Raw genomic sequence first — 13895 nt, 5'->3', positions numbered from 1 at the left:
CAATCGCATGTTGCGTGTTGTCTGCGCGCATCAGGATATCCCTGATGGCTGGATGACGCGCGCGCAGCCAGACTGCGCTCACCAGCACTCTCACACTCCATCGAGGAACACGAATGAACATCAAGAACATCAAGATCAGCGCACGACTGGCGGCCTGCTTCGGCATCCTGGTCGCGGTCATGTGCCTGATCGCGGGCGTAGGAATGCAGAGCCTGCACAGCATCAGCAAGGCTTCGCGCATTGTCGTCGAGGACCGCTACGTGAAGATCGCGTTGGTGATGGAGATCCGCGAGAACGTCAATTCGGCCGCGCGCAACCTGCGCAATGCCATGCTGGGACGCAACCCCGAGGAGGCCAAGCGCTATCTCGACCGCGGTGCGGCCAACAGCGCCAAGACCACCGAGTCCATGAACCAGATCGAAAAACTGATCAGCACGCCGCGCGGCAAGGAATTGTTCAAGGCCATCCAGGACGCGCGTGCCGCCTACAGCACGTCGCGCGACAAACTGCGTGAGCTGATCCTTCAGCAGAAGAAGGAAGAGGCCACCGAAGTGCTCTTCAATGAAGTCATTCCCAAGCAGGACCGCTACTTCGACGTCCTCAACGACTTCGTCGCCTTCCAGAGAACGCTGATGGATGAAAGCGTGGCCGAAGGCCAGCAGACCAGCGATTCGGCCATCGCCCTGATGCTGGAACTGTCGGCCGTGGCCATTCTGCTGTGCGTGCTGGCAGCCTGGTGGGTCACGCGCTCCATCACGCGGCCGCTCAATGAAGCGGTGGACGTGGCCAGCGCCGTGGCGCAAGGCGACCTGACGATACAGATCGGCGAGACCACCCGGGACGAAACCGGCAAGCTGCTGGCTTCGCTCAAGACCATGAACCAGAACCTGCACCGCATCGTCAGCGAGGTGCGGACCGGCAGCGACACCATCAATACTGCCTCCTCCGAAATCGCCAGCGGCAACCTGGACCTGTCTTCCCGCACCGAAGAACAAGCCGGCGCGCTGGAAGAGACCGCCTCGGCGATGGAAGAACTGACCTCCACCGTCAAGCAAAATGCCGACAACGCCCGCCAGGCCAACAGCCTGGCCGCCACCGCCTCCGAAGTGGCAGTGCAGGGCGGCAGCGTGGTGGGCCAGGTGGTGCAGACCATGGGCGAGATCAACGAAGCCTCGCGCAAGATTGTCGACATCATCAGCGTCATTGATGGCATCGCCTTCCAGACCAACATCCTGGCCCTGAACGCCGCCGTGGAAGCGGCCCGTGCCGGTGAGCAGGGACGCGGCTTTGCGGTGGTGGCTTCCGAAGTTCGTACCCTGGCCCAGCGCAGTGCGTCCGCGGCCAAGGAGATCAAGGCCCTCATCGATGATTCGGTCAGCCGCGTGGATAACGGCAGCCGTCTGGTGGAACAGGCTGGTGCCACCATGAGCGAAGTGGTGGCCAGCGTGCGCCGCGTTACCGACGTGGTGGCCGAGATCTCGGCGGCGAGCAACGAACAGAGCGACGGCATCGAGCAGATCAATCACGCCATCGTGCAGATGGACGAAGTGACCCAGCAAAATGCCGCCCTGGTGGAACAGGCCGCCGCCGCCGCCCAGTCCTTGCAGGAACAGTCGGGCCGCCTGGTGGAAACGGTGAGCATCTTCAAGCTCAGCAGCCATGAGACGCCGCGTGCGCAGCCCGCGCGCAAGCCGGTGCCGCCCAAGGCCAGCAGCAAGCCGGTGGCCGCCGCACCCGCCAAAGCCGCTGTGGCAGCACCCGTGCCGGCACCCAAGGCGCTGCCGGCGAAACCGGCCGCGCCAGCCAGCGCCAAGGCCGGCGGCAAGGCCATGGCGGCCGATGACGGGGATTGGGAACAATTCTGAACTAACTATCGCAGGCTCAGGGGCCAGGTCCGCCTTCCGGACCTCACCCTGTTTTCTCAAGTATTGGCCAAAAGCGCCGTTCAGCATCTGCTGACCGGCGCTTTTTTCATGCGTCAGGCGATCCAGTGCGGCGTTGCATTCCGTAAACAATTTGCTGACAGAAAGACATGCATGTCTTCACAGCCAACAAGGGGGTAAGTATGAACATCAAAGATATCAGGATCAGCGTCCGGCTGGCCGTCTGCTTCGCCGTGCTCATCGGGGTGATGTGCGTGATCACGGGGATCGCGCTCAAGAGCCTGGACCGGGTCGAGAAGTCCACCGCCGAGATCGTCGAGGACCGTTACCAGAAGATCGCACTGGCCAGTGACATCAGTGACAACGTCAATGGCGCCGTGCGCAGTCTGCGCGATGCCTTGCTCGGCCGCACGCCCGAGGAATCGGCGAAGTACACGGAACAAGGGCAGTCCTTCAGCGCCAAGACCGGCAAGGCGCTGGCGCAGATCGAGAAACTGCTTACCAGCCCGCGCGACAAGGACATGCTCAAGATGGTCATGGATGCCCGCAATGCCTACACGCCCTCGCGTGACAAGCTGCGCGAACTGATCAAGCAGAACAAGAAGGAAGAGGGCACCGAATTGCTCTTCAAGGAAGTCGTGCCCGTTCAGGACAAGTACCTCAAGGCGCTCGATGACTTCGTGGCCTACCAGAAGACCATGATGGACGAGAGCGTGGTCCAGGGCAAACAGACCGCCAGTTCCGCCACCAGCCTGATGCTGCTGCTCTCGGGCTCGGCCATCCTGATCTGCGTCGCTGCCGCCTGGCTGGTCACGCGCTCCATCACGGGTCCGCTCAACCAGGCCGTCAGCATCGCCGGTGCGGTGGCGCAGGGCGACCTGACGGTGCGCATCGAGGCCACCACCAAGGATGAGACCGGCACCCTGCTGGCCTCACTGAAGGCCATGAACGAGAACCTGCACCGCATCGTCACCCAGGTCCGCCAGGGGACCGATGCCATCACCACCGCGTCGAAGGAAATCGCCAGCGGCAACCTGGACCTGTCCTCGCGCACCGAAGAGCAGGCCGGCTCGCTGGAAGAGACCGCCTCGGCCATGGAAGAGCTGACTTCCACCGTCAAGCAGAATGCCGACAACGCCCGCCAGGCCAACACCCTGGCCGCCACCGCCTCCGAAGTGGCGGTGCAGGGCGGCAGCGTGGTGGGGCAGGTGGTGCAGACCATGGGGGAGATCAATGATGCCTCCCGCAAGATCGTCGACATCATCAGCGTCATTGACGGCATCGCCTTCCAGACCAACATCCTGGCCCTGAACGCGGCGGTGGAAGCCGCCCGTGCCGGCGAGCAGGGACGCGGCTTCGCGGTGGTGGCTTCCGAAGTGCGCACCCTGGCCCAGCGCAGCGCATCGGCGGCCAAGGAGATCAAGGCGCTCATCGATGATTCGGTGACGCGGGTGGACAACGGCAGCCGCCTGGTGGAGCAGGCCGGCAGCACCATGAGCGAAGTGGTGGCCAGCGTCAGGCGCGTCACCGACGTGGTCGGCGAGATCTCGGCCGCCAGCAACGAGCAGAGCGCCGGCATCGAGCAGATCAACCGCGCCATCGCGCAGATGGATGAAGTCACGCAGCAGAATGCCGCGCTGGTCGAGGAAGCGGCGGCCGCTGCGCAATCCCTGCAGGAGCAATCGCACCGCCTGTCAGAGACGGTCAGCATCTTCCGGCTGGATAGCCAGCATGCGGCGATCGGGGCTGCGACCGCCTACGCCAAGCCGGTGACCAGCAAGCCAGCTGCTCCCAAGCCAGCGGCACAGAAGCCCGCCGCCGCACCGCCCGCGCCAGCCGTCGTGGTCCCCGCCCTGCCGGCCAAGACGGCCGCCAACGCCGCCATTGCCAAGGCCAGCAGCAAGGCGCCGCCGGCCGGTGACGGAGATTGGGAACAATTCTGAACTAACTCTGGTGATCAGGCGCGCAGCTCGACCACGCCCGGAAAGGCGATGCGCACCACCAGCCCGCTGCCTTGCGCCGGGGCATCCAGCGTGACGCTGGCCCTGTGCATGGCGGCGATCTCGCGCACGATGGCCAGCCCCAGCCCGGTCCCCCCCGGGTTGACGTGCTGGGTGGCCCCGGCGCGATAGAAGGGTTCGAACACTTTTGCGCGCTCGGCCTCGGCGATGCCGGGGCCGTTGTCTTCCACCTCCAGCAGGGCCGCAGTCGGCTGCCCCGGACGGCGCATGGCGCGCACGCGCAAGGTGACCTGGCCGCCGACGGGCGTATAGCGGATCGCATTGTCCAGCAGGTTCACCATCAGTTCATGCAGCAGCAGGGCATTGGCTTCGATGCCGACGTCGCCCTCTTCCTCGAAGGCCAGCCCGATGCGCCGCGCCACCGCCTGCTGCGACAACTCCAGCGCGACCTGCCGTGCGGCATCGGTGAGCGAGACGCGCATGGTGCCGCCCTCGGCCGCGCCATGTTCGGCGCGCGCCAGGGTCAGCAGGCGATTGGCCAGATGTACGGCGGAATCGGTGGTGCGGGCCATGCCCTCCACCAGCTCGCGCAGCTCGGCCGGGTCGAGCCGCGTGCGGCGCAGTTCGCGCAGGGTCAGTTCGGATTGGGTCTTCAATACCGTCAGCGGCGTACGCAACTGGTGCGAGGCATCGGCGATGAAGCGCCGCTGCGCACTGATGAGGGCCTGCAACCGGCCCATGTAGCCATTCATGGCCTGCACCAGCGGGCGCATTTCCTTGTGCACCAGTGCCGGATCAAAACCGGACAGGTCGGTCGGCGCACGCGACTCCACCTCGCCCTTGAGCTGCATCACCGGGCGCAGCACGAAGCGCACCGCAAACCACACCAGCAGCGCCGCCACGGTCACCAGCGTGCCCTGGCGCCACAGCGTGTCGAACAGGATCTTGCGCGTCATGCCGTTGCGGCCCTCCATGGTTTCGCCGACCTGGATCAGGGCGATGCCGCGCATGCTGTCGTCATACACCGGCTGCAGCAGCGCGGCGATGCGGATGGGCTGGTTGTGATAGTCGGCCTGATAGAAGCGCACCAAGGCCGGATAGACTTCCGAGCGCTTGACGTTGGCAGGGACCGGCGGCAAGTCTTCGTAGCCGGACACCAGTTCCCCTTTCAGGCCCGTGACCTTGTAGTAGATGCGGCCCAGGGTATCGGTCTCGAAGCTGTCCAGCGCCACGTAGGGCACGTCGGCCGTGACATGGCCATTGACGATGGAGACCCGTTCGGCCAGCGCACGGGTGGAGGCCAGCAGCGAACGGTCATAGGCCAGGTCGGCCACTTCGAGCGCGTTGTAGTAGACCGAGACCGCGTCCAGCGCCACCAGCAGCGTCAGCGGAATCAGCAGCCAGCGCACCAGCTGGCTGCGCAGGTTGCCCAGTCGGCGGGTGGTCTGCGCCATTACGCGGCCTGCAGCAGGTAGCCCAGGCCGCGCAGGGTGGTGATGCCGACGCGGCCGGCACCCTCGTGTTCCAGCTTCTTGCGCAGGCGGTGGATGTAGATCTCGATGGCGTCCACGCTGGCATTGTCATCCAGCGAAAAGACCTGCTGGAACAATTTGTCCTTTGGGACCGTATGGCCCTGGCGCATGATCAGCACTTCCAGCACCGCGTGTTCGCGCGGGGTCAGCGCCAGCAGTTCGCCGTGATAGGTGAAGGTGCGCGATACCGTATCGAAGCACAGCGCACCGCAGGCCACGGTCACCGCTTCCTGGCTCTGCGAGCGGCGCAGCAGGGCCTTCACGCGCGCTTCCAGTTCTTCCAGTTCGAAGGGTTTGGCCAGATAGTCATCGGCCCCCAGGTTGAGGCCGCTGACGCGGTCAGCCAGGCCGCCGCGTGCGGTCAGGATCAGCACCGGCGTGCGGCTGCCGCGCGCACGCATGCGTTTGAGGACTTCCAGTCCATCCATGCGCGGCAGGGTCAGGTCGAGGATCACCAGCGCATAGTCTTGCGTGAGCAGCAGGCTGTCGGCGTCGGCACCGTTGTGCGCGCACTCCACCGTCAGGTGGGCGTCGCGCAGGGCCTTGGACAGCCAGCGGGAAAGTTCGATATGGTCTTCGACCAGCAGGATGCGCATGCGGCGGCCCTTTTACTTTTACTTGTACGTTGCGGTACGGCTTGTCTCCAGCGCGGATGCTAACAGATGGGCCGCCGCCTTTGAAACGTCCTCATCCGGCCATTGTGGAAACTGCGTAGCATCGATCCCACACTGACAGCTTCGCTGAAAGCCGGCTGAAAGGCTTTTCTTGTACGATGCGCCCATATCAAAAAATCCAAGCCGGAGACACATCATGACCACCCTTGGGTCCGGACCCGTCCGTACCGTTCTTCCCGCCTCCCGTTTCTGCTGCTGACCGCCATGAAGGCGGACCGCTCGCATCGTTGGCACCACTGTGTTCGCTTGCTGGCCGCCTGTCTGCTGGCCTGTGCGATGCCGTGCGCGCTGGCGGCCGAGTGCATCGTCCCGGCCAAGCCGGGCGGCGGCATGGACGCCTCGTGCAAGCTGTTGCGCCGGGCCATGCAGGAAGAGGGCGGCAAGCAGGACTTCAAGGTGGCGTATTTGCCCGGCGGCATCGGGGCGGTGGCCTGGAGTTCGGTGGTCTCGCAGCGGCGCGGTGGGCCGGAGACGCTGGTGGCGTTTTCGGGCGGCTCGCTGCTGAGCCTGGCGCAAGGCAAGTATGGCCCCGCCGATGTGGGCGACGTGCGCTGGGTGGCCGGGATCGGCATCGATCACGGCATGATCGCGGTGCGCGGCGATGCGCCGTGGCGCAACCTGAAGCAGTTGCTGGAAGCGATCCGCAAGGATCCGTCGGCGGTCACCGTGGGTTTGTCCGGGACCGTGGGCAGCCAGGACTGGCTGAAGATGGCGCTGCTGGCACAGCAAGCCGGTTTTACGCCGAGGCAGTTCCGCTTCGTGGCGCTGGAAGGCGGCGGTGATTCGTTTGCCGCCTTGCAGGCCGGACACGTGCAGGTGATTTCGGGCGACACCTCGGAAGCCGCCTACTTCATGGCCGACGGCAAGGTGCGCATCCTGGCGGTGCTGTCCGAGCAACGGCTGCCGGGCCCGCTGCAGGCAATACCGACCGCACGCGAACAGGGTTACGAGGTGGTGTGGCCGATCATTCGCGGCTTCTACATGAGCCCGCATGCGCCGGAGGCGGACTACCGGCGCTGGGTCCGGTATTTCGACCGGGTACTGGCCGATCCCGAATTCGATCGCCAGCGCAGTATCGGTGGCTTGCAACCCTTTGCCATGACCGGCAAGCCGCTCTCGGATTACATCGCGCAGACCGTTGCGCGTTATCGCAGGCAGTCCCAGGAGTTGGGCCTGGTGCGCTGATCAGCCAGGTTGCACACGCCGTCAGGCGTGCTCTGCAGCCGGGCCGGCGCAAGGTCCGTTTCATCATCAAGGAGAATCCATGTTGCACAAACGTCGCCTGAGCATTGCGCTCGGCCTGGCCCTCGCTTTGCCCGTCACTTTCAGCGGTGTGGCCCATGCCGACACCCCCGCCGGCTATCCCGCCGATTACGCCAAGGTCATCGACGGCGCCAAGAAGGAAGGCAAGGTCGTGATCTACAGCACCACCGATTCCAAGGCGGCCGAAGCGCTGATCAAGGATTTCGGTGCGCTCTATCCGGGCGTGAAGGTCGAGTACAACGACATGAACTCCACCGAAGCCTACAACCGCTTCATCTCCGAAGCGGCCGCCGGTGGCGCCACGGCTGACGTGATGTGGTCCTCTTCCATGGACCTGCAGGTCAAGCTGGCCTCCGAAGGCTATGCCGTGGCCTACAAGTCACCGGAAGCCGCCGCCGTGCCGGCCTGGGCCAACTGGAAGGACACTGCCTACGGCACCACCTTCGAGCCCGCTGCCATCGTCTACAACAAGCGCCTGGTGACCGAAGCCGAAGTGCCGGCCACCCACGACGAGTTCACCAAGCTGCTGGTCAGCAAGCAGGAAAAATTCAAGAACAAGGTCACCACCTACGACATCGAGAAGTCCGGCGTCGGTTTCAGCCTGATGACCTATGACCTGAAGCACAACCCGCATTTCTGGGACTTCGCCAAGGCCATGGGCGGCGTGGCTGCGCGCGTGCAATCCTCGACCGGCACCATGCTCGAGCGCATCTCCTCGGGTGAAAACCTGATCGGCTACAACATCCTCGGCCCCTACGCCCTGGTGCGCGCCAAGAAGGACCCGTCCATCGGCGTGGCCTTCACCAAGGATTACAACCTGGTGCTCTCGCGCGTGATCTTCATCAACAAGGCCGGCAAGAACCTCAATGCCGCCAAGCTGTGGGTGGACTACATCCTCTCCAAGCGCGGCCAGACCATCATCGCCAATGATGCGCAGCTGTTCGCCATCCGTGGCGATGTGACCGGTGCCACCACCTCGGCCGAACTGACTAAGCAGCTGGGTGCGTCGCTCAAGCCCATGCCGGTCTCCACCGAACTGCTGGAATACCTGGATCAGAAGAAGCGCCTGGACTTCCTGAAGCAGTGGAAGGAAGCCACCAAGAAGTAAATTTTTTAAATCAATCCTGTTACGGGCCGGGGAGTCCGCAGTGCCAAGGGCGTCACGCCTTCGATTTTTCCCTGCGGGTCTGCCCAGTCCGAACGGGGTGCAAGTCAGCACCTTGCAACATCGTTGTTCCGGAGCGCGGCTCTGGCCGCTTCCCTGCCTGTCCTGATCCATCTGCCCACTCATGAGGCGCACCATGCAAACCACCACAACGCTACCGCGCAGCGAGCCAGCCCTGCCGACCCGCCGTTTCCGGCTGAACTGGCCGCGCGGCCTGGTCGTGCTGCTGGCAGCCCTGGCCATCTTCGTGCCGCTGCTGCTGATCTTCTATCAAAGCTTCCTGTCGGCCCCGTTCTTCGCGCCGGTCAAGACGCTGACCTTCGATTCCTACCGCTTCATCTTCGATGACCCGGACTTCCGCCAGGCCTTCGTCAATGGCCTCACGCTGGCCACCGGCCTGGCCCTGATCGCCGTGCCGCTGGGCGGCATGCTGGCCTTCCTGATGGTGCGTACCGACCTGCCGGGCCGCAGCTTCATCGCTCCCGCGCTGATGGTGCCGATCTTCGTCTCGCCCATGGTGATCGGCTTCGGCTACGTGGTCTCGATGGGGCCGGTCGGCTTCTACACGGTATGGGTCAAGAACCTGCTGTCGGTGTTCGGTTTCGAGGGTGATCCGTGGAACATCTATTCCTTCACCAGCATCGTCATCATCGCCGGCCTGACCCACGTGCCGCACGTCTACCTGTATGCCTCGGCCGCCCTGCGCAGCCTGGGTTCGGATGTGGAAGAAGCAGCCCGCGTGGCCGGTGCCTCGCCGCTGCAGGTCGCGCTCAACGTCTCGCTGCCGATGATTACCCCGGCACTGGCCTACTCCGGCGTGCTGGTGTTCTTCCTCGGCTTTGAAGTGTTCGGCCTGGTGCTGGTGCTGGGCGATCCGGAAGGCCACCTGGTGCTGCCGACCTATCTCTACAAGCTCACCAACAAGCTGGGCACGCCGTCGTATCACCTGATGGCAGCGGTGGCCGTGTGCCTGGTGGCGGTGACCATGCCGCTGGTGATGCTGCAGCGCTGGCTGCTGCGCTCGGCCAACAAGTTCGTTGCCATCAAGGGCAAGGGCGCGCGCCAGAAGGCGCTGCCGCTGGGCAAGTGGCGCTGGGTGGCGTTCACTCTGATCGCCGGCTGGCTGCTGTTCACGGTCATCATCCCGCTCTCGGGCATCGGCCTGCGTACCTTCGTTTCGCACTGGGGCGATGGCGTCAACCTGCTGGACGTGCTGACCTTCGAGAACCTGCTCAACGTGTGGGATCAACCCTCGCTGGTGCGCGGCATCATCAACACGGTGCTGATCGGCGTGATCGGCGGCGCCCTGGCCGTGGCCTGCTATACCGCCATCGCCCTGGCCATGCACCGCAAGCAGGATGGCGTGACCCGCTTCCTCGACTACAGCGTGCTGGTGCCGCGTGCGGTGCCGGGCCTGCTGGCCGGCCTGTCCTTCCTGTGGGTGTTCCTGTTCGTGCCCTCGCTGCTGGACTCGGCCCTCAAGGGCATCGACAACCCCATCGCCCTGTGGCTGGTGGACAGCTTCATTCCCGCCCTGCGCGGCCTGCGTTCGACCATCTTCTCGGTCTGGCTGGCTTACTCGGTGGTGTGGATGGCCTACGGCCTGCGCCTGATCAACACCGCCCTGCTGCAGGTCGGCCCGGAACTGGAAGAAGCCGCCCGCGCGGTCGGTGCCTCGCGCTCCCGCGTCACGCGTGACGTCACCATTCCGCTGGTGCGCTACGGCCTGGTGGGCGCCTGGCTGATGGTGTTCCTGATCTTCGAGCGCGAGTACTCCACCGGTGTCTACCTGCTCTCGCCCGGTACCGAGGTGATCGGCTCGATGATCGTCTCCATGTGGGCCGCGGGTGCGGTGGAACTGGTGGCAGCGCTGTCCTTCATCAACATCACGCTGGTGGCCGTGGGCCTGGGCATTGCGCTGCGCTTCGGCGTCAAGCTGCACGACTGACCTGCACCGAAAGCACGGCCGGTACCCGGGGTGCCGGCCTCCCGATACAGCAAGAGCATTCTGAGGAATCATCATGACCGAACTTTCCGTCAACGACCTGCACCTGGACTATGGCACCGGCGCCTCCGCCAACCCCATCCTGAAGGGCGTCTCCATGCAACTGCAGCGCGGCGAAGTGGTGGCGCTGCTGGGTCCCTCCGGCAGCGGCAAGACCACGCTGCTGCGCGCCGTGGCCGGGCTGGAATCGCCCAAGGCCGGCACCATCGACATCGGCACCCGCCGCGTTTTTGATGGCGCACGCAACTTCGAGATGCCGGCCGAAGAACGCAATCTGGGCCTGGTGTTCCAGTCCTATGCGCTGTGGCCGCACAAGACCGTGGCCGACAACGTCGCCTATGGCCTCAAGCTGCGCAAGACGCCCTCGGCCGAGATCGCCAAGCGCGTCAAGGAAGTGCTGTCGCAGCTGGGCCTGGGCCACCTGGGCGAACGCTATCCGCACCAGCTCTCCGGCGGCCAGCAGCAGCGCGTGGCCATCGCCCGTGCGCTGGTCTACAACCCGCAGGTGATCCTGCTGGACGAGCCGCTCTCCAACCTCGACGCCAAGCTGCGCGAGGAAGCACGCGCCTTCCTGCGCGAACTGATCGTGCGCCTGGGCCTGTCGGCGCTGATGGTGACCCACGACCAGGGCGAGGCCATGGCCATCTCCGACCGCATCCTGCTGCTCAACAATGGCCGCATCGAACAGCAGGGCACGCCGCAGAGCATGTACCAGACCCCCAATACCCTGTTCACCGCCGAATTCATGGGCAGCAACAACAAGCTGGCCGCCGAGGTGGTCAGCCGCGAGGGTGACCGCGTGACCGTCAAGCTGGATGGCGGCACGGCGGTGGCGACCCTGCGCGGACGCGAGGATGCCAAGCCCGGCGAGCAGCTCACCGGCATCATCCGGGTCGAGCAGGTGCGCATCGCGGGTGAGCAGACCGGCAATGCGATTCGCCTGCCGCTCTCGACCTGCATGTACCTGGGCGACCGCTGGGAATGCCTGTTCAAGGTCGAGGGCGGACCGGCCGGTTCGGTCGGCCTGCGCGCCTACGCACCGCAGCGCCTGGACCAGGGCGAATACTGGCTGTCGCTGCCGGAACAGGCCTTGTGGGCATTCTGAAAAACTAAGCTGACCGAACGGGATGTCTAAGTTTCCCGTTCGGAAAAACTTAGTTTTTTGACGGTTCATCGCATCGATGAAAACCAGCGAGCAAGGCTATCCGCCATCGCCTCGCTCACCCGGAAAAGCCATCAGGAGCACACCGGGTGCATGAACAGAAGACGTCGCACGGCACGGCCGTGCCGACGCCATCCAACGCTTTCAACCAAGGAGACCTCAGTGCAAAGGAATCACCTCGCCGCCAGCATGCTGGCCGCATTCGCCGCGTTCGCCACGACTTCCGTGCAGGCGCAAACTTCCGTTACCGTCTACGGCCTGATCGATTCGGGCGTGGAATATGTCACCAATGCCAATGCTGCCGGCAACAGCCTGGTGCGCCTCAGCTCGGGCACCATGAACACCTCGCGCATCGGCTTCCGTGGTACCGAAGACCTGGGCGGTGGCCTGAAAGCCATCTTCCAGCTGGAAAACGGCTTCAAGCTGGATAACGGCGCCTTCGACGGCGATTCCAACCAGCTCTTCAACCGCCAGTCCAACGTCGGCCTGGAAGGCGGCTTCGGCCGCGTGGTGGTGGGCCGTTCCTTCTCCACCACCTATGACTTCATCCTGCCGTTCGACCCGATGGGCTACTCGGCCAACTATTCCTGGGTGACCTCGGCCGGTGCCACCGGTGGCCGCAAGGACGGCATGCCGACCGGCGTGTCCAATCTGGTCAAGTACCAGGGCGAGTTCGCGGGCGTGAAGGTCGGTGCCATGTACGGCTTCGGCGAAGTGGCCGGCGAGACCAGCAACGGTGCCAAGTACGGTGTCGGCCTGGGCTGGGGTTCGGGTCCGTTCAGCGTGGCCGCGACCTATGACCGCAACAACAGCGTGAGCACCACCAACGCCCCGTATGACCGCGCCACCAGCGCCCACCTGGCCGCCGGCTACCAGCTGTCGGATGCCTGGAAGTTCAACCTCGGCTACCGCTACTACAAGAAGACCCTGGCCAGCGGCGCTGCCGACCAGCGCAGCGACTTCATCTGGGGCGGCGTGACGTACAAGTTCACTCCGGCCATGAGCGTGATCGGTGCGATCTACTACCAGAACATCAAGAACGTGGCCAACGATGCTGATCCCATCATGTACTCGCTGCGCCTGAAGTACGCGATGTCCAAGCGCACCGACCTGTACCTGAGCACGGCCTATGCCAAGGCCAAGAACAACCAGCTGGTGGGCCTGTCGCGCGATGACGTCGGCTTCTCCAACAGCCAGTTCGGCATGACCCTGGGCATGCAGCACCGCTTCTGATGTCCGTGTAGTCCCCTGGCCCGGCACGCGTGGTTGGCGTGCGGGCCACGATAGTCTTGAGCCGTCATTGACCGGCGCACCCCTGCTCACGGCAGGTGTGCGCCGTTTTTTTTCAGGGCTTGGGCGAGGGTGGCGAATGCAATTGCAGGAGATCGATCAGCCCCTCGTCACAGACCAGCCGGCCGCAGCCGCTCATGCTGGCCACCAGATGCGCACCGGCCAGCAGCACGAAGATGGTGCCTGCGACTATCCTGCCCCAAGGGATGCGGCGTGGTTCATTTTCCTTTTCCGCGCTTTGCAGCAGCAGCAGCGTCGCCGGGTATTCGGCACTCTTGACACCCAGCAGGGCTGCAATGGTCAGGATTGCGGTCAGTGAAAACAGGGCCATCCAGGTATGGAAATGCATGCCTTGCAACAGCGGTCCCGTGGGCGTCTGCCCGGCCAGGGCTTCCAGCGAGATCTGGCGCAAGGCCATCAGCCCGGTCAGCAGCGCGCCCAGCAGCGCTACCCCATAATGCGCACTCTTGATCCCGAAGCGCAGATTGCGCAGGAAGCCGATGCCGGTGAGGATGATGCCGGTGTACTGCAGCTGGCGTAGCGGGGTGCCAGGCAACAGCGCCATCGACTGGAGGTACAGCAGCAGGCCCAGGTAGCCACTGATGGCCAGCAGGCACAGGCAATTGAGGAAAATCCCGCCCGGCAGCACGGGTTCGCGTGGGGTGAAGACAACGGAACGGTCCATGAGACGGTGCCATTACAAGATGAAACCCAGGGGGCCCTGGGCGGTTTGGCTGAACCACCACAGGGTGACGATGGTGCTTGCCAACCATAGCTTGTTGCTTATTGATTTCCAGCCGAGTGCAATCCCCAACACGGTGAGAAAGGCCAGCAGGAAAGGAAGATAGAGAAACATGGCGTGACCCGGAGTTGATCCCGATTCATATCCGGGAATTTGTGTATGTGCTTTGATGCCAATCGTAGCCGAATGCCCATGCAAATCTCGCGCTAAAACCTCGA

The 13895-nt window shown here is 64.3% G+C and carries 11 protein-coding genes; 7 read left to right on the top strand and 4 right to left on the bottom strand.

Going from position 1 to position 13895, the window contains the following annotated elements:
• The first annotated feature begins 113 nt into the window (after window positions 1-113).
• Both J2X56_RS17430 and J2X56_RS17425 read left to right on the top strand, forming a co-directional pair.
• The gene (locus J2X56_RS17430; RefSeq protein ID WP_310161236.1) at window positions 114-1865 is read left to right on the top strand and encodes a methyl-accepting chemotaxis protein; all 1752 of its coding nucleotides are present in this window, start codon (window positions 114-116) and stop codon (window positions 1863-1865) included.
• 200 nt (window positions 1866-2065) lie between these two features.
• Window positions 2066-3826, top strand: coding sequence for a methyl-accepting chemotaxis protein (locus tag J2X56_RS17425; protein WP_310161234.1), 1761 nt, complete (start codon window positions 2066-2068; stop codon window positions 3824-3826).
• A gap of 14 nt (window positions 3827-3840) precedes the next feature.
• Here J2X56_RS17425 and J2X56_RS17420 read toward each other — a convergent pair whose 3' ends face one another.
• Window positions 3841-5298, bottom strand: coding sequence for a sensor histidine kinase (locus tag J2X56_RS17420; RefSeq protein ID WP_204726847.1), 1458 nt, complete (start codon window positions 5296-5298; stop codon window positions 3841-3843).
• Complete coding sequence (locus J2X56_RS17415; protein ID WP_034331694.1) at window positions 5298-5972, bottom strand: response regulator; 675 nt, start codon at window positions 5970-5972, stop codon at window positions 5298-5300. The genes J2X56_RS17420 and J2X56_RS17415 overlap by 1 nt, the downstream gene beginning before the upstream one ends.
• A gap of 282 nt (window positions 5973-6254) precedes the next feature.
• Between J2X56_RS17415 and J2X56_RS17410 the strand changes: the two genes are divergently transcribed.
• The 5 genes from J2X56_RS17410 (at window position 6255) to J2X56_RS17390 (ending at window position 12878) form a co-directional block, all read left to right on the top strand.
• Window positions 6255-7235, top strand: coding sequence for a tripartite tricarboxylate transporter substrate binding protein (locus J2X56_RS17410; protein WP_134134261.1), 981 nt, complete (start codon window positions 6255-6257; stop codon window positions 7233-7235).
• 79 nt (window positions 7236-7314) lie between these two features.
• Window positions 7315-8421: an ABC transporter substrate-binding protein gene (locus J2X56_RS17405; protein ID WP_310161230.1), complete on the top strand. Its 1107-nt coding sequence runs from the start codon at window positions 7315-7317 to the stop codon at window positions 8419-8421.
• 193 nt (window positions 8422-8614) lie between these two features.
• On the top strand, window positions 8615-10426 hold the full coding sequence (locus J2X56_RS17400) for an iron ABC transporter permease (RefSeq protein ID WP_121041041.1): 1812 nt from the start codon (window positions 8615-8617) through the stop codon (window positions 10424-10426).
• 73 nt (window positions 10427-10499) lie between these two features.
• Window positions 10500-11588 (top strand): ABC transporter ATP-binding protein, encoded by a 1089-nt coding sequence (locus J2X56_RS17395; RefSeq protein ID WP_039783129.1) that lies wholly within the window; start codon window positions 10500-10502, stop codon window positions 11586-11588.
• Between the two features lie 219 nt (window positions 11589-11807).
• Window positions 11808-12878 (top strand): porin, encoded by a 1071-nt coding sequence (locus tag J2X56_RS17390; protein ID WP_084319776.1) that lies wholly within the window; start codon window positions 11808-11810, stop codon window positions 12876-12878.
• A gap of 112 nt (window positions 12879-12990) precedes the next feature.
• Here the strand turns inward: J2X56_RS17390 and J2X56_RS17385 are convergent, their stop codons facing one another.
• Together J2X56_RS17385 and J2X56_RS17380 are read right to left on the bottom strand one after the other, a co-directional pair.
• Window positions 12991-13620, bottom strand: a complete 630-nt coding sequence (locus J2X56_RS17385; protein ID WP_310161225.1) for a hypothetical protein — start codon at window positions 13618-13620, stop codon at window positions 12991-12993.
• Window positions 13621-13632: 12 nt separating this feature from the next.
• Complete coding sequence (locus J2X56_RS17380; protein ID WP_166675775.1) at window positions 13633-13791, bottom strand: hypothetical protein; 159 nt, start codon at window positions 13789-13791, stop codon at window positions 13633-13635.
• Between the last annotated feature and the right edge of the window lie 104 nt (window positions 13792-13895).

Origin of the sequence: Herbaspirillum sp. 1173 (assembly GCF_031455335.1) — a bacterium.
Taxonomy (GTDB): Bacteria; Pseudomonadota; Gammaproteobacteria; order Burkholderiales; family Burkholderiaceae_D; genus Herbaspirillum; species Herbaspirillum huttiense.
The sequence above is the reverse complement of the archived record's forward strand: the minus strand, read 5'-3'. Positions and strand labels throughout refer to the sequence as shown.